The sequence below is a fragment of the Cronobacter sp. HA18006 genome (assembly GCF_011605445.1).
GTDB classification, from domain to species: Bacteria; Pseudomonadota; Gammaproteobacteria; order Enterobacterales; family Enterobacteriaceae; genus Cronobacter; species Cronobacter sakazakii.
The window spans coordinates 41,313-61,396 of record NZ_JAANQB010000024.1 but is presented as its reverse complement, the minus strand read 5'-3'; the positions used below and the strand labels follow the sequence as shown (position 1 = coordinate 61,396).

The following is a 20,084-nucleotide window of genomic DNA, read 5'->3' as shown; positions in this document are numbered from 1 at the left end:
TATGGACATTATTCGCTTTCTGATTGATTTTATTTTACATATCGACGTGCATCTGGCGGAGCTGGTGGCGCAGTATGGAATCTGGGTTTACGCGATCCTGTTCCTGATCCTGTTCTGCGAAACGGGGCTTGTCGTGACGCCGTTTCTGCCAGGCGATTCGCTGCTGTTTGTGGCGGGCGCGCTCTCCTCGCTGCCGTCCAACGATCTTAATGTGCACCTGATGGCGCTTTTAATGGTTATCGCGGCGATACTCGGCGACGCGGTGAACTACACTATAGGCCGACTCTTTGGCGCGCGGCTGTTCAGCAATCCGGATTCAAAAATCTTCCGTCAGAGCTATCTTGATAAAACGCACGCGTTTTATGAGCGTCACGGCGGTAAAACGATTATCCTCGCCCGCTTCGTGCCGATCGTGCGCACTTTCGCGCCGTTCGTCGCCGGGATGGGGCATATGTCCTATCGTCATTTTGCCCTGTATAACGTGGTGGGCGCGCTGTTGTGGGTGCTGCTGTTTACCTACGCGGGCTATTTCTTTGGCGCGATGCCGTTTATTCAGGACAATCTGAAGTTGCTGATCGTCGCCATTATCATCTTCTCGGTATTGCCGGGCGTATATGAAGTGGTGCGTCACAAACGCGCCGCGGCGCGCCAGACAAAATAAGCCCTCTGGCGGTTCGACCACTTTTTTATCCAAAGTTGCGGGCCGTTATGGTTTAATGAGCACCATTTATGGTCTGTGGAAGGCAATAATGGCATTATGCGCCCCCACAGAAAAACTGGCATCGACCAGGTTCAGGCAGAAAGGTTATCAATGAGCTGGATTGAACGAATTCTCAATAAAAGCAATATTACTCCCACTCGCAGGGCAAACATCCCGGAAGGGGTGTGGACCAAGTGCGACAGCTGCGGCCAGGTACTTTACCGTGCCGAGCTGGAGCGTAACCTTGAGGTTTGCCCGAAATGCGATCACCACATGCGCATGGCGGCGCGCGACCGTCTGCACAGCCTGTTAGACGAAGGGTCGCTGGTGGAACTGGGCAGTGAGCTTGAGCCGAAAGATGTGCTGAAGTTCCGTGATTCCAAAAAATACAAGGATCGTCTGGCCACCGCCCAGAAGGAAACCGGCGAGAAAGACGCGCTGGTGGTGATGAAAGGCACCCTGCACGGTATGCCGGTTGTTGCGGCGGCGTTCGAGTTCGCCTTTATGGGCGGCTCAATGGGTTCCGTCGTGGGCGCGCGTTTCGTGCGAGCGGTTGAGCAGGCGCTGGAAGACAACTGCCCGCTTATCTGCTTCTCCGCCTCCGGCGGCGCGCGTATGCAGGAAGCGCTGATGTCGCTGATGCAGATGGCGAAAACCTCCGCGGCGCTTGCGAAAATGCAGGAGCGTGGACTGCCGTACATCTCCGTGCTGACCGACCCGACCATGGGCGGCGTTTCTGCGAGCTTTGCGATGCTTGGCGATCTCAACATCGCCGAGCCGAAAGCGCTGATTGGCTTCGCTGGCCCGCGCGTTATCGAGCAGACCGTGCGCGAAAAACTGCCTGCTGGCTTCCAGCGCAGTGAGTTCCTGATCGAAAAAGGCGCTATCGATATGATCGTGCGTCGCCCGGAGCTGCGCCTCAAGCTTGCCAGCATTCTGGCGAAGCTGATGAACCTTCCGGCACCAAGCCCGGACGCGCCGCGTGAAGCGGTGGTCGTGCCGCCGGTACCGGACCAGGATCACGAGGCCTGATAGTCATGAAGGGCAGGGCCATAAGGCACTGCCCTTCTTGTTTATGAACCGTAACCAGGATACGGGCATCATGGAAAAGCAACACCTTCCCCAAGCCACGTCGCCTCTGGCCACGTGGCTTTCTTATCTGGAAAACCTGCACGGTAAAACCATCGACATGGGCCTTGAGCGCGTCTCGCGCGTGGCGGCATTGCTTGATGTGGCGAAACCCGCGCCGTTTGTCTTTACCGTCGCGGGCACTAATGGCAAAGGCACCACCTGCCGCACGCTCGAAGCGGTGCTGATGGCGGCAGGCTATCGCGTGGGCGTCTACAGCTCGCCGCACCTGGTGCGCTACACCGAGCGCGTGCGCGTGCAGGGCGAGGAGCTTGCCGAAAGCCAGCACACCGCCGCCTTTGCGGAGATTGAAGCCGCGCGTGGTGAAACGTCCCTCACGTACTTTGAGTACGGCACGCTGTCCGCGCTGTGGCTCTTTAAGCAGGCGCAGCTGGATGTCGTTATCCTCGAAGTCGGGCTCGGCGGGCGTCTGGACGCCACCAACCTGGTGGATTGCGATGTAGCGGTCATCACCAGCATCGCGCTCGATCATACCGACTGGCTGGGTCCGGATCGTGAAAGCATCGGGCGCGAGAAAGCCGGTATTTTCCGCGCAGGCAAACCGGCGGTCGTGGGCGAGACGGATATGCCGCACACCATCGCGCAGGTGGCGCAGGAGAAGGGCGCACGACTGCTTTGTGTGAACGACGCCTGGCGCTATGAGGCGGAACGCGACGGCTGGCGCTTTAGTGATGGCGACGGCGAACTGACTCATCTTCCGCTGCCGCAGGTGCCGCAGCCTAACGCGGCGACTGCGCTCGCCGCGCTTCGCGCAAGCGGTCTTGCGATTAGCGAGCAGGCTTACCGCGACGGCATCGCGCGCGCCGCGCTGCCGGGGCGTTTCCAGATTGTGAGCGAGGCCCCGCGCATCATTCTGGATGTGGCCCATAATCCGCACGCGGCGGGCTATCTGGCGCAGCGGCTCGCGCAGTCGCCATCCGCCGGGCGCGTGCTCGCGGTTATCGGCATGCTGCATGATAAAGATATCGCCGGAACGCTCGCCTGTCTGGAGAGGGTCGTGGATAGCTGGTATTGTGCCCCTCTGGACGGGCCGCGCGGCGCCCGCGCCGAAGAGCTTGCGGAACATCTGCAGGCCAGCGCTGTCTTTTATAGCGTGGCGCAGGCCTGGCACGCGGCGCTGGCCGACGCGCAGCCCGCCGATACGGTGCTGGTATGCGGGTCGTTTCATACCGTCGCAGCGGTAATGGAAGAGATGGACGCGGGGAGACGAGGTGGCGAGTAAGTTTCAGAACCGATTAGTCGGCACAATTGTGCTGGTGGCGCTGGGCGTTATCGTGCTGCCAGGGCTGCTGGACGGCCAGAAAAAACATTATCAGGATGAGTTCGCGGCGATCCCCCTGGTGCCGAAACCTGGCGATCGCGACGAGCCGGATATGCTGCCGGCTGCAACGCAGGCGCTGCCGTCTCAGCCGCCGGAAGGCGCGGCGGAAGAGGTGAGAGCCGGTAACGCGGCGGCGACATCGATAGACACCACGCGACTGCCTGCCGATACCGGCGCGGATCTGGATGAAGTGCCGGTGACGCCTGCGAAGCCTAAAGCGACGGAGCCTGCGAAAACACGGACTGCCGATAAGCCCCAGAGCAAGCCGCAGCGTGATAAAACCGACGAGCAGCTCGCGATGGTGAGCGAGGCCGAAGCGCCCGCGCCTGCGAAAACCGCGCCGCCGGAGAAACCGCAAACGCCGCCTGCGGGCAAGGCGTATGTCGTGCAGCTCGGCGCGCTGAAAAACGCCGATAAAGTCAATGAAATCGTCGGCAAACTGCGCTCGGCGGGTTATCGGGCGTATACGTCGCCGTCCACGCCGGTGCAAGGGAAAATCACCCGCATTCTGGTAGGGCCGGAGGCGTCGAAGGATAAGTTAAAATCGTCGCTTGGCGAGCTGAACAGCCTGTCAGGGCTTAACGGCGTAATAATGAATTACAGCGTGAATTAAGCGGTCTGGCGTCTTTTTTAAAGGCGCACCGAGAAACCGCATCGCGCCACAGACGGCCCGCTTACGGCGCTTTTTTGCCGCCCGCGGGCGTAACGGACGGATGGCGTTGAAGATTTTTTCAACGCCATTTTTTATTAACGCGTGGAAAGGAAATCCCTACGCAAACGTTTTCTTTTTCTGTTAGAATGCGCCCCGAACCGGATGTCAGGGCGTTTTATCGTGGGACACATTCATGGTCTGGATAGATTACGCCATCATTGCAGTAGTGGGTTTCTCGTGTCTGGTCAGCCTCATCCGCGGCTTCGTGAGAGAGGCGCTGTCGCTGGTCACCTGGGGCTGTGCTTTCTTTGTCGCCAGTCATTACTACACTTACCTGGCAGTCTGGTTCACCGGCTTTGAAGACGAACTGGTACGTAATGGGATAGCTATCGCGGTGCTGTTTATCGCGACGCTTATCGTCGGTGCGATAGTCAACTATGTGATTGGCGCACTGGTGGAGAAAACCGGCCTGTCGGGTACAGACAGGGTGTTGGGGATCTGTTTCGGCGCCTTGCGAGGCGTGCTGATTGTCGCCGCCATTCTGTTCTTTCTTGATACCTTCACGGGCCTGTCCAAAAGCGAGGACTGGCAAAAGTCGCAGCTCATCCCGCAGTTCAGTTTCATCATCAGATGGTTCTTTGACTATCTGCAAAGCTCGTCAAGTTTCCTGCCCCGGTAATCGTGCCGGGGGCGGTCTTTGAATTGAGGAAAAGACAACATGTGCGGTATTGTCGGGATCGCCGGTGTTATGCCGGTCAACCAGTCGATTTATGACGCGTTAACGGTGCTTCAGCACCGCGGGCAGGATGCCGCAGGCATCATCACCATCGATGCGAATAATTGCTTCCGTCTGCGTAAAGCGAACGGCCTGGTGAATGATGTATTCGAAGCCCGCCACATGCAGCGTCTGCAGGGCAATATGGGTATCGGCCATGTGCGCTACCCGACGGCAGGCAGCTCCAGCGCCTCCGAAGCCCAGCCGTTCTATGTGAACTCGCCCTACGGTATTACGCTTGCCCACAATGGCAACCTGACGAACGCCCATGAACTGCGCAAAATGCTCTTTGAAGAGAAGCGCCGTCATATCAACACCACCTCAGATTCTGAAATCCTGCTCAATATTTTCGCCAGCGAGCTGGATAACTTCCGTCACTACCCGCTGGAAGCGGACAACATTTTCGCGGCCATCGCGGCGATGAACCGCCTGATCCGCGGCGCATACGCGTGTGTGGCGATGATTATCGGCCACGGCATGGTAGCGTTTCGCGATCCTAACGGCATCCGCCCGCTGGTGCTTGGCAAACGCGACGCCGGTAACGGCCGCGCCGAGTACATGGTGGCGTCCGAAAGCGTGGCGCTCGATACGCTGGGCTTTGAGTTCCTGCGCGACGTAGCGCCTGGCGAAGCGGTTTATATCAGCGAAAAAGGCCAGCTCTTCACGCGCCAGTGCGCTGACAACCCGGTCAGCAACCCGTGCCTGTTTGAGTATGTGTACTTCGCGCGTCCGGACTCCTTTATCGACAAGATTTCCGTCTACAGCGCTCGCGTGGAAATGGGTAAAAAGCTCGGCGAGAAAATCGCGCGCGAGTGGGAAGATCTGGATATCGACGTGGTGATCCCGATCCCGGAAACCTCCTGCGATATCGCCCTTGAAATCGCGCGCATTCTTAACAAACCCTACCGCCAGGGTTTTGTGAAAAACCGCTACGTCGGCCGTACCTTCATCATGCCGGGACAGCATCTGCGCCGTAAATCGGTGCGCCGCAAACTGAACGCCAACCGCGCCGAGTTTCGCGATAAAAACGTGCTGCTGGTGGATGACTCTATCGTGCGCGGCACCACGTCCGAGCAGATTATCGAGATGGCCCGCGAGGCGGGCGCGAAGAAGGTCTATCTGGCCTCCGCCGCGCCGGAAATTCGCTTCCCGAACGTCTACGGTATCGACATGCCGAGCGCCAACGAGCTTATCGCTCACGGCCGCGAAGTAGATGAAATCCGCCAGATCATCGGCGCAGACGGCCTGATTTTCCAGGATCTCGACGATCTCATCGAAGCCGTACGCGCCGAGAACCCGGATATTCAGCAGTTCGAATGCTCGGTCTTTAACGGCGTTTACGTCACCAAAGATGTCGATCACCAGTACCTGGAATATCTCGAATCCCTGCGTAACGACGACGCCAAAGCGGTCATGCGCCAGAACGAAGTCGAAAACTTAGAGATGCACAACGAAGGCTAATCTTTCCCCGTGCCGTCGCCCCTTGCGCAACGCGAGGGGCGAAATCCCCGTTTGCATCTCGTCGCGTCTTGCGGCAAAGTCTCGCTCAGTGCTCCTTTTCCAGATAACTCCATGAAAAAAATCATTGTCGGCATCTCTGGCGCCAGCGGCGCAATTTATGGCATCCGGCTGTTGCAGACGCTTCAGGCGGTGGCAGAGGTGGAAACGCATCTCATCATGAGCCAGGCGGCGCGTCAGACGCTGTCGCTGGAAACCGATATGAGCGTGCGTGATGTTCAGGCGCTGGCTGATGTAAACCACGACGCGCGCGATATCGCTGCCAGCGTTTCTTCCGGCTCGTTTAAAACCGACGGAATGATTATTCTGCCGTGTTCGATTAAAACGCTCTCCGGCATTGTGAACAGCTATACCGACGGGCTGCTGACCCGCGCGGCGGATGTGGTTTTAAAAGAGCGTCGCAGGCTGGTGCTGTGCGTGCGGGAAACGCCGCTGCATCTCGGCCATTTGCGTCTGATGACCCAGGCCGCTGAGCTTGGCGCGATTATCATGCCGCCGATGCCCGCGTTTTATCATCGCCCGCAGACGCTCGATGATGTGATTAACCAGACGGTAAACCGCGCGCTCGATCAGCTTGATATCACGCTTCCTGCCGATCTCTTCACCCGCTGGCCCGGCGCGTAATGCGCGCCAACATGGGGCAAAGCGCAGCGCGGTGCCTCATTGTGGGGCAATTCTGCAAGCGCGATCATATCCTCGACATTTAATCCCGCCTTTTGCGATTTCACGCTCAGCGTCTGCTGCGCGGAATGCTATCTTCATTCACACAACTTCATTGCAACCATTTTTTAACAAATCATGGCGGCGTATGCGGCGACGCAAAGCTGGCATGGGAAGTGCAACGTCTGGTTGCAACACACAACGCAACAGATAATAAAACAGAAAACTTGAGGGTAATGTATGAAGAAGAAGGTGCTCGCGTTCTCCTTACTGCTTGGCCTTTCCACCAGCGCCAGCGTTTTCGCCGCGCTCCCCCAGACGGTACGCATCGGTACGGATGCCACCTACGCACCGTTCTCTTCAAAAGATGCCAAAGGCGATTTTGTCGGGTTTGATATCGATCTCGGCAACGAGATGTGTAAACGCATGCAGGTGAAATGCACCTGGGTTGGCAGCGATTTCGATTCGCTGATCCCGTCGCTTAAGGCGAAAAAAATCGACGCGATTATCTCTTCGCTCTCTATTACCGAAAAGCGCCAGAAAGAGATCGCCTTCTCTGACAAGCTTTACGCTGCAGACTCCCGCCTCATTGCCGCCAAAGGCGCGACCATTCAGCCGACCATTGAATCGCTGAAAGGCAAACATGTGGGCGTGCTCCAGGGCTCCACGCAGGAAGCCTACGCCAATGAAAAATGGCGCGGGAAGGGCGTTGATGTCGTGGCGTACCAGAACCAGGATCTGATCTACTCGGATCTCTCTGCGGGCCGTCTCGACGCAGCGCTGCAGGATGAAGTGGCCGCCAGCGAAGGCTTCCTCAAACAGCCTGCCGGGAAGGATTACGCGTTTGCCGGCCCGTCGGTGAAAGACAAAAACTACTTTGGCGACGGTACCGGCGTTGGCCTGCGTAAAGAAGACGCCGAGCTGAAAGCCGCGTTCGATAAAGCGCTCGGCGAGATCCGCAAAGACGGCACCTACGACAAAATGGCGAAAAAATATTTCGACTTTAACGTCTACGGCGACTGATTGCCCGTAAGGCATTCGCCAGCCGGTCACCACAACAGTGCGTGGCTGGCTGGCGTGACGCAATCTGGTGCATCTTATGCACCAGAAAAGGGCGTAAGCGCATTTCTACGCACCGAAAATGAAAATAAATCTATCTCAGCACGCATAAAGTTTTGATTACGAGGCGGCAGTGATGGCACGATAAGTGCAGTTTTTCCGCCTGACATTTAATTATGCGCGTCTGATGAGGATAGTTATGAAAAAAAGGCTGTTAGCACTTTCTCTGGGGCTGGCGCTGTCCAGCATTTCTGGGGCTTTCGCAGCAATTCCGCAGCACTTACGTATCGGCACTGACCCTACCTATGCGCCGTTTGAATCGAAAAACGCGCAGGGTGAGCTGGTCGGTTTCGACATCGATCTGGCCAAAGAACTGTGCAAACGCATTCAGACGCAATGTTCTTTCACTGAACAGCCGCTGGATGCGCTGATCCCGTCGCTGAAAGCGAAGAAAATCGACGCGATTATGTCGTCGCTGTCGATCACCGAAAAACGCCAGCAGGAAATCGCCTTTACCGACAAGCTCTACGCCGCGGATTCGCGCCTGGTGGTGGCAAAAGGCTCGCCCATCCAGCCGACGCTGGAGTCGCTGAAGGGCAAACGCGTGGGCGTGTTGCAGGGCACCACCCAGGAAACTTACGGTAATGAGCACTGGGCGCCGAAAGGCGTGGAAATTGTCTCTTATCAGGGCCAGGACAATATCTATTCCGACCTGACCGCGGGCCGTATCGACGCCGCGTTTCAGGATGAAGTTGCCGCCAGCGAAGGCTTTCTGAAGCAGCCGGTGGGCAAAGGCTATCAGTTCGGCGGCCCGTCGATTAAAGATGAAAAACTCTTTGGCGTCGGCACCGGCATGGGGATCCGTAAAGAAGATAACGAACTGCGCGAGGCGCTGAACAAGGCGTTTGCCGACATGCGCGCCGACGGCACCTACGAGAAGCTTGCCAAAAAGTATTTCGATTTTAACGTCTACGGCGATTAATCCGCACGCGTTTGCACGGCGCCCTGCGGGGCGCCGATGGGCCGTGCGCACGCTGAGTACAGGATAAGTCACCATGCTGTATGGGTTTTCACAGGTAATCCTTCAGGGCGCGCTCGTCACCCTGGAGCTGGCGCTCAGCGCCGTTGTCCTCTCGGTGGCGATTGGTCTGGTCGGTGCAGGGGCGAAGCTCTCACGCAACCGCCCGCTGGCGCTGATTTTTGAGGCGTACACGACGCTGATTCGCGGCGTGCCCGATCTCGTTCTGATGCTGCTAATTTTTTACGGTTTGCAGATTGCGCTGAACGCCATTACCGACGCGCTGGGATTCAGCCAGTTTGATATCGACCCGATGATCGCGGGCATTATCACGCTTGGGTTTATCTACGGCGCTTATTTCACCGAAACCTTCCGCGGCGCGTATCTCGCCGTGCCGAAAGGCCATATCGAGGCAGCGACCGCGTTTGGTTTTACCGGCTCGCAAACCTTCCGCCGGATTCTGTTTCCTTCCATGATGCGCTATGCGCTGCCGGGCATCGGCAACAACTGGCAGGTGATTTTAAAAGCCACCGCGCTGGTGTCGCTACTGGGGCTGGAAGATGTCGTGAAAGCGACGCAGCTTGCCGGGAAAAGCACCTGGCAGCCGTTTTACTTCGCGATTGTCTGCGGGCTGATTTATCTGGTGTTTACCACGCTCTCCAACGGCGTTCTGCTGCTGCTTGAGCGCCGCTATACCGTGGGCGTGAAGAGGGCTGACCTATGATCGAAATTATTCAGGAGTACTGGAAATCCCTGCTGTGGACCGACGGCTATCGCTTTACGGGCGTGGCGATTACGCTCTGGCTGCTTATCGCCTCGGTGGTGATGGGCGGCGTGCTGGCGGTTTTTCTCGCCATTGGCCGCGTTTCGGAAAACAAACTGGTCTGGTTCCCCATCTGGCTCTTTACCTATGTCTTTCGCGGCACGCCCCTCTACGTGCAGCTGCTGGTGTTCTACTCCGGCATGTATACGCTGGAAGTGGTGAAAGGCACGCCCTTACTCAATGAGTTTTTCCGAAGCGGCCTCAACTGCACCGTGCTGGCGCTGACGCTCAACACCTGCGCATACACCACCGAGATTTTCGCGGGCGCCATACGGGCGGTGCCGCACGGCGAGATCGAGGCGGCGCGCGCTTACGGCTTTTCACGCTTTAAAATGTACCGCTGCATTATTCTGCCGTCGGCGCTGCGCATCGCGCTGCCTGCCTACAGCAATGAGGTGATCCTGATGCTGCACTCCACGGCGCTGGCGTTTACCGCGACCGTCCCGGATCTGCTGAAGATCGCCCGCGATATTAACGCCGCCACTTATCAGCCGTTTACGGCGTTTGGCATCGCGGCGGTGCTGTACCTGATTATCTCTTATGTGCTGATAAGCCTCTTCCGCAAGGCGGAAAAGCGCTGGCTGCGGCACCTGAAACCGGCTTCAACGCACTGAGTGGCTACGCATGTCTGAAAATAAATTAAACGTTACCGATCTGCACAAGCGCTACGGCGAACATGAAGTGCTTAAAGGGGTATCGCTGAAGGCGAACGCCGGTGATGTCATCAGCATTATCGGCTCTTCTGGCTCCGGCAAGAGCACCTTCCTGCGTTGCATTAACTTTCTGGAAAAACCCAGCGAAGGCACCATCGTGGTGAACAACCAGAACATTACGCTGGTGCGTGACAAGGACGGTCAGCTCAAGGTGGCGGATAAAAACCAGCTGCGCCTTCTGCGCACGCGCCTGACGATGGTGTTCCAGCACTTTAACCTGTGGAGTCACATGACGGTGCTGGAGAACGTGATGGAAGCGCCGGTTCAGGTGCTGGGCTTAAGCAAACAGGATGCGCGCGAGCGTGCGGTGAAATACCTCGCCAAAGTGGGCATCGATGAGCGCGCGCAGGGGAAATACCCGGTGCATCTCTCCGGTGGTCAGCAGCAGCGCGTGTCGATTGCCCGCGCGCTGGCGATGGAGCCGGATGTCTTGCTGTTCGACGAACCGACTTCCGCGCTGGACCCGGAACTGGTGGGCGAAGTGCTGCGTATCATGCAAAAGCTTGCCGAAGAGGGCAAAACGATGGTGGTCGTGACGCACGAAATGGAGTTTGCCCGCCACGTTTCCTCGCATGTCATTTTCCTGCATCAGGGCAAAATCGAAGAAGAAGGGCCGCCGGACGCGCTCTTTAACAACCCGCAAAGCCCGCGTCTGCAGCAGTTTTTGAAGGGATCGCTGAAATAATATCCATCAGCCCGGCAGGGACGCCGGTTATGCCTCGTCGTCTATCAGAATCAGACCCATCTCTTCGGCCAGCCGGTAAATCTCGGTCAGCGCCCCTTGCATCAGCGGCACGCTCTCATGCAGCGTAAGACGCTTAATGCGATCCCCGAACAGCATCAGCGCTTTGCCGCCGTGCTGGCGCGACGCCCAGCTAATACCGTGAAGGCGCGGATTCGCGGCGTGAATGGCGCTCGCCCACAGGCGCGTTTGCGGATAATACTGCGGAGAGCTTCCGGTCAGTGCCGCCTGCGTGACGCCCCAGCGACGCAGCAGTACCGGCGTCAGGTTAGCGAGCTCAAGCGCCACGTCCGGTGTTAACGTGCTGATGCAAAGTTCACGGGCCTTATGCAGATCAAAGCTGGCACCGGAGGCGCCTGCCGGGGCATCGTGAAACAGCGATTCCATAATCGCCACTTCGGCATCAATACCGCCATAAAGCGTAGGAATAAGATGGCCATCGGCGCGCTGTAGCGGGCTGAAACGCGCGTTACCATAACCGGGGTTGAAAGCGTCGCCCGCGAACTGACGGCTGTGAACGCGAACTATCCGCTTCCCTGCGGGCCATACCGTGACGCGCGGCACTTGCATATTGGCAGGCGGCGCAGGCAGGCGTTCTTCCCTGAATTCAACCATGCATTGGCCCTTCGGCTTCCGCTTTTGCGGCGTCCAGCACCGCCTGCGGATCGGCTTTCAGACGGTCTTTGGGTTTTGCGCCGCCAAGCCAGGCATTGGGCGAATGAAACCAGAGGGCGATAGTCCAGGGCGTTTTCTCACGAAACAGCGCAAGGATGGGTTTGAGTGACGGCAGCGGCTGACCGCCTTCGTCAAACGCCCAGGCGGGGTAACGATCTTTGCCGTTGACCGGCAGCGCAAAAACTTTACCCGCCTGTTTCCAGCGGTTCGCGGTCGCGCTCGGGTTTTTCAGCGCGGCACCGGCGGCAAGGCTCACTTCGCCTGCAGACAGCCACTGGCCTTCATCAAGCACGGTCTGGCGCAGCGCATCAAGCCGCTCGCGATTACGGGCCTGCAACGGCGCGGCGTGCGCGGGCTCGCTATGATGCCCGGCGCGCTTCATTTGCGACACGGCCGTTACGGCGCTGACAATCGCAAGCCGCAGATCGTTATCCAGCGTCTCTTCGTCCAGGTTGTCCGGCATTTTGAGCATCAGATAGCGCCCGGCGTCTTCTCCGGGTATATCGGAAAGCTGAATCTGTCCCCAGGGCGCAGGCGTCTCGTGCAGGGACGTCACCAGATGCCCGACATCGACAAACTCGACGCTGACGTCCAGTGGATACTCGTTCAGTTTTACGTGGCGTGGACGGGAACTCATTGTGCCCCCTTCGTGATATAAATGATATTCGTGATATTGATTATAACGTAATCAGGTGAGGAAATGCCAGCGGCGGGTGAAACGTGTAAAAAATAGCGGGACGCGGGCACCATCATTGCCCGCGTAGCCAAAGACGGCATCAACGCGCTCGCGCAGCGATATCCTCCAGCGCCTCTTCCAGCTCAAACCAGCGGAAACCGAAGCCCGATTCCTCCAGGCGTTTAGGCAGGGCGCGCTGGCCGCCCAGCACCAGAACCGCGGATTCGCCCATCATAAGGCGCACGGCGGTTGCGGGCGCGCGCATCAGCGCGGGGCGGTGCAGTGCGTGGCCAAGCGCATGAGCGAAGCGCTCGTTGCGCACCGGGTAAGGGGAGACCATGTTAAATGGCCCGCGCAGATCGTTATCCAGCAGCCAGATAATCGCGTTGACCATATCGTCGATATGGATCCAGGCGAGATACTGACGGCCGCTGCCAATCGGCCCGCCAAGGCCCAGACGAAACAGCGGCAGCAGTTTGCTCATCATGCCGCCATCGGGCGCAAGCACCGCGCCGGTGCGCAGCAGGCAGACGCGGGTTTTATCGCTTTGCGCGCCTTCGGCTATCTGCTCCCAGCGGGCGCAAAGCTTATGGGTAAATTCGCTGTGCGGCGGTTCGTCTTCCGTCACCACCACTTCGCCGAGATCGCCGTAATAACCGACCGCAGAGCCGGAGAGAAAAACCGCAGGCGGATTGCTGCCAGCCTGCATCATCGCCACCAGTTGCTGCGTTATATGCCAGCGGCTCTGACACAGGCGCTCTTTCTGAGCGGCGGTCCAGCGTTTATCGGCAATAGGCTCGCCCGCGAGGTTAATCACCGCGTCGAACGCATCGAGATTACTGAAGTGATCGAGGCCCGGCACCAGCGTAATAGCGGTGTCGAGCCGCGCGCGGGCACGCTCAGGATTGCGGGTGAGGACCGTGACGTGATGCCCTAACGCCACCAGACGCGATGTCAGCGTGCGGCCAATCAGGCCAGTACCGCCAGTTACCAGAATCTCCATAAGTGCCTCCTGCGCCGCCCGCGCATAACGTGGTGTTATCTCTTCAGCATAGGCGACCCGGCAAGGTTTGCCTGAGATATGGCGCACGCCGGGCGTAATTTTTCCTGTAAAGAGAGAAGGTTATCAACGTAACTGCGCTGCTTAACTGCTGGCGAGCTGGTACGCGCGTTCGGTCGCCGGGCGATGCCTGATGCGCTCAAACCAGTTGCTGACCGCCGGGAAATTATCCAGATCGATTCGCTGGCGCTCGTGCGACACCACCCACGGATAGGTGGCGATATCGGCAATGCTGTAACGCTCGCCGCCAAGCCACGGGCATTTCTCCAGACGCTTATTCAGCACGCCGTAGAGACGCTGTGTCTCCACCTGATAGCGTTCAATGGCGTAAGGCACCGCCTGGGGCGCGAAATGGTTAAAGTGGTGGTTCTGGCCAAGCATCGGCCCGAATCCGGCAACCTGCCAGAACAGCCACTGTAGCGTCACCTGACGCTCGCGCAGTTCGCCGCTCAATAGCTTGCCGCTCTTCTCGGCGAGATAGAGCAAAATCGCGCCCGATTCAAACAAACTCAGCGGCGCGCCGCCGTCGGAGGGCGCATGGTCGATAATGGCGGGAATTTTATTGTTCGGGGCAATGGCGAGAAATTCCGGTTTAAACTGCTCGCCCTTGCTGATGTCAACGCGGTGGAGGCGATACTCAAGCCCGGCCTCTTCAAGAAACAGCGTAACTTTATGGCCGTTAGGCGTCGGGGCGTAGTAGAGATCCAGCATGACAGCGTCCTTTAGATGGGGATTTGGCGTGCTCAAAGTATAGGCGGTTTGCTGAATAATGCGGCAGCTCTCATAGTCGGCAGCATGACAGAAAACGGTTTACGGTATAGTTTTAGCTATCCGCCATCAGAGATGAGAATTGCTATGTCGCAGCCCGCCATTACGCTTTGGTCCGATGCCAGTTTCTTTAGCCCTTACGTGATGTCCGTCTGGGTGGCGCTTCAGGAAAAAGGTCTGCAATTTCAGCTGCAAACCCGCGATTTGTCACGCGGCGAACATTTACAGGCCGACTGGCAGGGCTTCGCCCTGACGCGCCGTGTGCCGCTGCTGGTGATTGACGATTTCGCGCTGAGCGAATCCTCCGCTATTACGGAATATCTTGAAGAGCGCTTTGCGCCGCCGGTGTGGGAGAGGCTCTATCCGCACGATATTGAAAAACGTGCCCGCGCCCGTCAGGTGCAGGCGTGGCTGCGCAGCGATCTGGGCGCGTTACGTGCCGAACGTCCGACTGACGTTATCTTTGGCGCGGCCAGCTACGCGCCATTAAGCGCAGATGGCCAGGCGGCGACGGATAAGCTTATCGCGTGCGCGCAGGCGATACTCCCGCACGGGCAACAAAATCTGTTCGGGGAATGGTCGCTCGCAGATACCGATCTGGCGCTAATGATTAACCGGCTGGTTATGCATGGCGACCCGGTGCCGGAGGCGCTTGCCGACTATGCTGCGTTCCAGTGGCAGCGCGCGTCAGTACAGCGTTATATCGCACTTTCTGCCAGGCGTTTGGGCTGATAAGCCCGGCGCGATCCGTTATCATGCGTGCACCACAATTTTCATTCGGAAGGTGAGTAATGAAGCTGATGTTTGCTTCGGATATTCACGGCTCGCTGCCTGCCACAGAGCTTCTGCTGGCGCGCTTTGCCGACAGCGACGCCCGCTGGCTGGTATTGCTGGGAGATTTCTTAAACCACGGGCCACGTAACCCGCTTCCTGAGGGCTACGCCCCAGGCGAAGTGGCGAAACGGCTTAATACCGTGGCCGACCGCATTATCGCGGTGCGCGGCAACTGCGACAGCGAAGTCGACCAGATGCTGCTGGAATTTCCCGTCACCGCGCCCTGGCAGCAGGTGTTGCTCGCCAGACAGCGGCTCTTTTTGACCCACGGTCATCTCTACAGCCCCGATAACCTGCCGCCGCTGGCCGCAGGCGATGTCCTGATCTACGGCCATACGCATATTCCGGTGGCGGCGCGCCACGGCGAGCAGTTCCACTTTAATCCAGGCTCAATCAGTATGCCGAAAGGCGGGCATCCGGCAAGCTACGGGTTCCTCAATGGCGATACGCTGAGCGTCATTACCCTGGAAACCTCGCAGGTTATTGCACAGATCGCGATTTCCCCTTAATTTACCGAACAACCAGAACGCGCCGTAAGAGCGCTTATTACAGAAGGTTTCCTGATGGTGGAGCAGAATCATTTGGCAGACATGGAATGGGTGGACATTGTCAGTGAAGACAATGAGGTGATAGCGCAGTCCAGCCGGGCGCAGATGCGCGCCGAACGTTTGCGTCACCGCGCGACCTATATCGTGGTGCATGATGGTATGGGCAAAATCCTGGTGCAGCGTCGCACCGATATCAAAGACTTTATGCCGGGCATGCTCGACGCCACCGCAGGCGGCGTAGTGCAGGCGGGCGAAGCGCTGCTTGAGAGCGCCCGTCGCGAGGCGGAAGAGGAGCTGGGCATCGCGGGCGTTCCTTTCGCCGAGCATGGACAGTTCTACTTTGAAGATGAGCATTGCCGCGTCTGGGGCGGGCTGTTCAGCTGCGTCTCCCACGGCCCGTTCGCGCTGCAGGAGAGCGAAATCAGCGAAGTATGCTGGATGGAGCCGGAAGAGATAACGGCGCGCTGCGATGAATTTACGCCGGATACGCTAAAAGCGCTTTCGCTCTGGCTGAGCCGTAACGCGGGTCAGGAGAGTGGCGGTCACAGTAAAGACAGTAAAGAAAAAGAGCAGGAAGAGAAAAACCCTACGCTCAGCTAAGCGTCGCGGCCCCGCCATCGTCAGCGACGCGCGGGGCGGCTTTTTCGGCGTAAGCTTACGCCTGCTGGTTGTCGCACATCGCGCGCCACAACGTATCAAATCCCACCGCTTTAAACTCGTCAGAGCGTGCCGGTTCGCGCGTCGCGAAATCCATGGTCGTCTGCGCCAGCGCAAAGAAAATTTCATCGCCAAACGCGCGAAATTCACTGGAGCGGAACAGCGGCAAAATGCATTTCTCGCAAAGCTCATGGAGCTCCGGGTAGATATCGGTCACCAGTTTTTTGCTTTCATCGGTAATACGACTGCTGACTTCAAGCTTACGCGCGGCCAGATTAGCTTCCGGTTTGGTTAACCCCCAGTCGATAAAGCTGTTCCAGACATAACGAATATTTTCTTTGTGGTCGTTCTTGCTGTCGAGCTTGCCTATCATCGAACGGCAAAAATCTTGCTTAAGATGGACATAGAGCGCGTTATAGAGATCGTCCTTGGAGGCGAAATAGCGAAATATCGTCCCTTCAGCCACGCCCGCTTTACGCGCGATAAGCGCGGTCGACGCGCCAAGGCCCGCCTCGGCTATCGCTTCGGTGGCGGCTTCGAGAATCGCCATTCTTTTATCTTCACTGCGGGGACGCGCCACGGACATTGCTCTCCTGTAAAAAGGGCAGATTGAATCACGACTCGCCGATCCGCTGCAAGGCTTGCGATCACAGGAAAAAACAGAGTTGACGAATCGGCCGACATTCCTATAATGAGTGCTTACTCACTCATTATCAAGATTCACTGGCTACCATTTTTCATGGTGCTGCGTGCGGGCCGTTTTCGCCCGGAAAATGAGCAGAGCGCTCATGCGAGCCGGAATTCAGGACAGGCGAAGGCCTGAAACATCATTGCGATTACCACTACTGGAGGGATTCTATGGAACTTCCCGCTCAGGTTATTGAAACGCTGACCGACTGGATTGATGACAATCTTCATAAGCCGCTGCGCATTGATGATATCGCGCGCCACGCGGGTTATTCGAAATGGCATTTGCAGCGTCTTTTTCACCACCATAAAGGGGAGAGCATCGGGCGTTATATTCGCGAGAAAAAGCTGCGGCTGGCGGCGCAGGATCTGCGTGCCACCAACGACCGCGTGCTGGATATTTCCATGAAATACGGGTTCGATTCTCAGCAAACTTTTACGAGACTCTTCACGCGTAAGTATCGGATGTCGCCAGGCACCTGGCGCAAACAGGGCGATGCCCCGACCAACCACTGAGCGCGGGCGGTTTGCATAGCGCGCCAGATTCCCTGACAATACGCTTTTGAACCAACCGAAAGCCTCTCATGAAGCATCCTCTTGAAACGCTGATCACCGCTGGTGGCATTTTGCTGCTGGCGTTTCTCTCCTGCCTGCTGCTGCCGGCCCCGAGACTCACGCTGACGCTGGCGCAGCACCTGATGACGATGTTCCATCTGGTCGATCTTAACCAGCTTTACACCATCATCTTCTGCATCTGGTTTTTACTGCTCGGCACGGTGGAGTATTACGTGATTCGCTTTGTGTGGCGGCGATGGTTTTCGCTGGAGCGTGCTTAAGCGCGTACTGGCAGGATATAAAAAAGGCCGCATCATGCGGCCTTTTGCTTTCTTTTCAGCAGTGATTACTGCTGGCTTGCCTGAATTGCCGTCAGGGCGATGGTGTAGACGATATCGTCCACCAGCGCGCCACGGGACAGGTCGTTAACCGGTTTGCGCATACCCTGCAGCATCGGCCCGATGGAGATCAGGTCGGCAGAGCGCTGTACCGCTTTGTATGTGGTGTTACCGGTGTTCAGATCCGGGAAGATGAACACGGTAGCACGGCCGGCAACCGGTGAGTTCGGCGCTTTGGATTTCGCCACGTCAGCCATAACGGCAGCGTCATACTGCAGCGGGCCGTCGATAACCAGGTCAGGGCGTTTTTCCTGCGCCAGTTTGGTCGCTTCACGCACTTTTTCGACATCGCTGCCCGCACCGGAGTTGCCGGTGGAGTAGGAGAGCATCGCCACGCGCGGTTCGATGCCGAAAGCGGCAGCGGAATCGGCGGACTGGATGGCGATTTCGGCCAGCTGTTCTGCAGTCGGATCCGGGTTGATCGCGCAGTCGCCGTACACATAAACCTGTTCCGGCAGCAGCATGAAGAACACAGAAGAGACCAGCGAGCTGCCCGGTGCCGTTTTAATGAGCTGCAGCGGCGGGCGAATGGTGTTCGCGGTAGTGTGAACCGCGCCTGATACCAGACCGTCCACTTCGTCCTGCTCCAGCATCAGCGTGCCCAGCACCACGTTATCTTCCAGCTGCTCGCGGGCGACCGCTTCGGTCATGCCTTTGTTTTTACGCAGCTCAACCAGACGCGCCACGTAGCTTTCACGCACCACTTCCGGATCGACGATTTCAATGCCAGCGCCCAGTTCAACGCCCTGTGCCGCAGCAACGCGCGCGATTTCATCCGGGTTGCCCAGCAGCACGCAGGTCGCGATGCCGCGCTCGGCGCAGATGGCCGCGGCTTTCACGGTGCGCGGCTCGTCGCCTTCCGGCAGCACAACACGTTTGCCCGCTTTACGCGCAAGCTCGGTCAGCTGGTAGCGGAACGCTGGCGGCGAGAGACGACGGCTGCGCTCGGAGGCGGCAGTCAGAGAGTCGATCCACTCGGCGTTAACGTGGCTTGCCACATATTCCTGAACTTTTTCGATACGCTCGTGGTCGTCTGCCGGCACTTCAAGGTTGAAGCTCTGCAGGCTGAGCGAGGTCTGCCAGGTGTTGGTGTTCACCATGAATACCGGCAGGCCGGTAGCGAAAGCGCGTTCGCACAGCTTGCTGATGCGCTCGTCCATTTCATAGCCGCCGGTCAGCAGGATGGCACCGATTTCCACGCCGTTCATCGCGGCGAGGCAGGCAGCCACTAACACATCAGGGCGATCCGCGGAGGTCACCAGCAGAGAACCCGGACGGAAATGTTCCAGCATGTGCGGAATGCTGCGCGCGCAGAACGTCACAGACTTCACGCGGCGGGTTTTGATATCGCCTTCGTTAACGATGGTCGCGTTCAGGTGACGGGCCATATCGATAGCGCGGGTGGCGATAAGATCAAAGCTCCACGGCACCGCGCCGAGAACCGGCAGCGGGCTGATGGCCTGCAGATGCTGTGCATCAATATTGATGACTTTCGCTTTCGTGGAGTCATCGAAAATCTCGGAGAGATCCGGGCGCGTGCGGCCCTGCTCGTCCACGGGCGCGTTCAGTTTGTTGACGATAACACCGGTGATGTTGGCGTTTTTGCTGCCGCCGAAGCTGCTGCGCGTCAGCTCGATACGCTCTTTCAGCTGTTCCGGGGTATCGGTGCCCTGAGACATCACGAACACGATTTCCGCGTTCAGGGTCTTCGCGATTTCATAGTTCAGCGACTGGGCGAACTGATGCTTACGGGTCGGCACCAGGCCTTCCACCAGCACCACTTCGGCATCTTTGGTGTTCTCATGGAAGCGAGCAATGATCTCTTCCATCAGCACGTCTTTCTGGTTGCTGGAGAGCAGCGACTCGACGTGGCTCATGCGCAGCGGCTCAGCGGCTGGCAGATTGGTGTTAGCACGCACGATAGTTGTGGTCTGGTCCGGCGTATCGCCGCCAGTACGTGGCTGGGCGATAGGTTTGAAGACGCTCAGACGAACGCCTTTACGTTCCATAGCGCGGATCACGCCGAGGCTGACGCTGGTCAGGCCGACGCTGGTTCCGGTAGGAATAAGCATAATGATACGGGACACGGTTTATCC

General features: G+C 58.0%; 23 protein-coding genes. 17 read left to right on the top strand and 6 right to left on the bottom strand.

Annotation, left to right across the window (positions count from 1 at the left end):
* Position 1: 1 nt before the first annotated feature.
* The 12 genes from G9X48_RS18285 to hisP all read left to right on the top strand — a co-directional run bounded on the left by G9X48_RS18285 (position 2) and on the right by hisP (position 11,073).
* Positions 2-661 carry a DedA family protein gene (locus tag G9X48_RS18285; protein ID WP_004388556.1) on the top strand — a complete coding sequence of 220 codons (660 nt, stop codon included), beginning with the start codon at positions 2-4 and terminating at the stop codon, positions 659-661.
* 150 nt (positions 662-811) lie between these two features.
* Positions 812-1,732, top strand: coding sequence for an acetyl-CoA carboxylase, carboxyltransferase subunit beta (gene accD / locus G9X48_RS18280; RefSeq protein ID WP_007892032.1), 921 nt, complete (start codon positions 812-814; stop codon positions 1,730-1,732).
* Between the two features lie 70 nt (positions 1,733-1,802).
* On the top strand, positions 1,803-3,071 hold the full coding sequence (gene folC, locus G9X48_RS18275; protein ID WP_038880562.1) for a bifunctional tetrahydrofolate synthase/dihydrofolate synthase: 1,269 nt from the start codon (positions 1,803-1,805) through the stop codon (positions 3,069-3,071).
* A complete protein-coding gene (gene dedD, locus G9X48_RS18270) occupies positions 3,061-3,783 on the top strand; it encodes a cell division protein DedD (RefSeq protein ID WP_012124144.1) in 723 nt (240 codons plus the stop codon). The genes folC and dedD overlap by 11 nt, the downstream gene beginning before the upstream one ends.
* 232 nt (positions 3,784-4,015) lie before the next feature.
* Positions 4,016-4,501, top strand: a complete 486-nt coding sequence (cvpA, locus tag G9X48_RS18265; protein WP_004386645.1) for a colicin V production protein — start codon at positions 4,016-4,018, stop codon at positions 4,499-4,501.
* Positions 4,502-4,540: 39 nt separating this feature from the next.
* Complete coding sequence (gene purF, locus G9X48_RS18260; protein ID WP_004386646.1) at positions 4,541-6,058, top strand: amidophosphoribosyltransferase; 1,518 nt, start codon at positions 4,541-4,543, stop codon at positions 6,056-6,058.
* A gap of 111 nt (positions 6,059-6,169) precedes the next feature.
* Positions 6,170-6,739 (top strand): UbiX family flavin prenyltransferase, encoded by a 570-nt coding sequence (locus tag G9X48_RS18255; RefSeq protein ID WP_007869579.1) that lies wholly within the window; start codon positions 6,170-6,172, stop codon positions 6,737-6,739.
* A gap of 276 nt (positions 6,740-7,015) precedes the next feature.
* The gene (argT, locus tag G9X48_RS18250; RefSeq protein ID WP_004386648.1) at positions 7,016-7,798 is read left to right on the top strand and encodes a lysine/arginine/ornithine ABC transporter substrate-binding protein ArgT; all 783 of its coding nucleotides are present in this window, start codon (positions 7,016-7,018) and stop codon (positions 7,796-7,798) included.
* 235 nt (positions 7,799-8,033) lie between these two features.
* Entirely contained in the window at positions 8,034-8,816 is a 783-nt protein-coding gene (gene hisJ, locus G9X48_RS18245; RefSeq protein ID WP_032968945.1) for a histidine ABC transporter substrate-binding protein HisJ, read from the top strand.
* A gap of 73 nt (positions 8,817-8,889) precedes the next feature.
* Positions 8,890-9,576, top strand: coding sequence for a histidine ABC transporter permease HisQ (locus tag G9X48_RS18240; protein ID WP_007776841.1), 687 nt, complete (start codon positions 8,890-8,892; stop codon positions 9,574-9,576).
* A complete protein-coding gene (locus G9X48_RS18235; protein ID WP_004386651.1) occupies positions 9,573-10,289 on the top strand; it encodes an ABC transporter permease in 717 nt (238 codons plus the stop codon). Before G9X48_RS18240 ends, G9X48_RS18235 begins: the two co-directional genes overlap by 4 nt.
* A gap of 10 nt (positions 10,290-10,299) precedes the next feature.
* Positions 10,300-11,073 carry a histidine ABC transporter ATP-binding protein HisP gene (gene hisP, locus G9X48_RS18230; protein ID WP_004386652.1) on the top strand — a complete coding sequence of 258 codons (774 nt, stop codon included), beginning with the start codon at positions 10,300-10,302 and terminating at the stop codon, positions 11,071-11,073.
* A 27-nt stretch (positions 11,074-11,100) separates the two neighbouring features.
* Here the strand turns inward: hisP and G9X48_RS18225 are convergent, their stop codons facing one another.
* The 4 genes from G9X48_RS18225 to yfcG all read right to left on the bottom strand — a co-directional run bounded on the left by G9X48_RS18225 (position 11,101) and on the right by yfcG (position 14,252).
* Entirely contained in the window at positions 11,101-11,745 is a 645-nt protein-coding gene (locus G9X48_RS18225) for an RES family NAD+ phosphorylase (protein WP_007869575.1), read from the bottom strand.
* Complete coding sequence (locus G9X48_RS18220) at positions 11,738-12,442, bottom strand: hypothetical protein (protein ID WP_007869573.1); 705 nt, start codon at positions 12,440-12,442, stop codon at positions 11,738-11,740. The genes G9X48_RS18225 and G9X48_RS18220 overlap by 8 nt, the downstream gene beginning before the upstream one ends.
* 139 nt (positions 12,443-12,581) lie before the next feature.
* On the bottom strand, positions 12,582-13,484 hold the full coding sequence (locus G9X48_RS18215; protein WP_007869571.1) for a TIGR01777 family oxidoreductase: 903 nt from the start codon (positions 13,482-13,484) through the stop codon (positions 12,582-12,584).
* Between the two features lie 141 nt (positions 13,485-13,625).
* Positions 13,626-14,252 carry a GSH-dependent disulfide bond oxidoreductase gene (yfcG, locus tag G9X48_RS18210; RefSeq protein WP_004387818.1) on the bottom strand — a complete coding sequence of 209 codons (627 nt, stop codon included), beginning with the start codon at positions 14,250-14,252 and terminating at the stop codon, positions 13,626-13,628.
* Positions 14,253-14,396: 144 nt separating this feature from the next.
* On the opposite strand from yfcG, the gene yfcF reads away from it, so the two are divergent.
* The 3 genes from yfcF to yfcD are packed head-to-tail and all read left to right on the top strand — an operon-like array spanning position 14,397 to position 16,291.
* Positions 14,397-15,041 (top strand): glutathione transferase, encoded by a 645-nt coding sequence (gene yfcF / locus G9X48_RS18205; protein ID WP_038879970.1) that lies wholly within the window; start codon positions 14,397-14,399, stop codon positions 15,039-15,041.
* 59 nt (positions 15,042-15,100) lie between these two features.
* Positions 15,101-15,652: a phosphodiesterase gene (yfcE, locus tag G9X48_RS18200; protein WP_004387821.1), complete on the top strand. Its 552-nt coding sequence runs from the start codon at positions 15,101-15,103 to the stop codon at positions 15,650-15,652.
* A 54-nt stretch (positions 15,653-15,706) separates the two neighbouring features.
* Positions 15,707-16,291 carry an NUDIX hydrolase YfcD gene (gene yfcD, locus G9X48_RS18195; RefSeq protein ID WP_007869564.1) on the top strand — a complete coding sequence of 195 codons (585 nt, stop codon included), beginning with the start codon at positions 15,707-15,709 and terminating at the stop codon, positions 16,289-16,291.
* Positions 16,292-16,346: 55 nt separating this feature from the next.
* Here the strand turns inward: yfcD and G9X48_RS18190 are convergent, their stop codons facing one another.
* Complete coding sequence (locus G9X48_RS18190; protein WP_007892041.1) at positions 16,347-16,934, bottom strand: TetR/AcrR family transcriptional regulator; 588 nt, start codon at positions 16,932-16,934, stop codon at positions 16,347-16,349.
* A gap of 272 nt (positions 16,935-17,206) precedes the next feature.
* On the opposite strand from G9X48_RS18190, the gene G9X48_RS18185 reads away from it, so the two are divergent.
* Together G9X48_RS18185 and G9X48_RS18180 are read left to right on the top strand one after the other, a co-directional pair.
* On the top strand, positions 17,207-17,551 hold the full coding sequence (locus G9X48_RS18185) for a RamA family antibiotic efflux transcriptional regulator (RefSeq protein ID WP_004387824.1): 345 nt from the start codon (positions 17,207-17,209) through the stop codon (positions 17,549-17,551).
* A gap of 68 nt (positions 17,552-17,619) precedes the next feature.
* Positions 17,620-17,871: a DUF1158 domain-containing protein gene (locus G9X48_RS18180; protein WP_004387825.1), complete on the top strand. Its 252-nt coding sequence runs from the start codon at positions 17,620-17,622 to the stop codon at positions 17,869-17,871.
* A gap of 65 nt (positions 17,872-17,936) precedes the next feature.
* On the opposite strand, the gene pta is transcribed toward G9X48_RS18180, so the two are convergent.
* Positions 17,937-20,075, bottom strand: a complete 2,139-nt coding sequence (gene pta / locus G9X48_RS18175; protein WP_004387826.1) for a phosphate acetyltransferase — start codon at positions 20,073-20,075, stop codon at positions 17,937-17,939.
* Between the last annotated feature and the right edge of the window lie 9 nt (positions 20,076-20,084).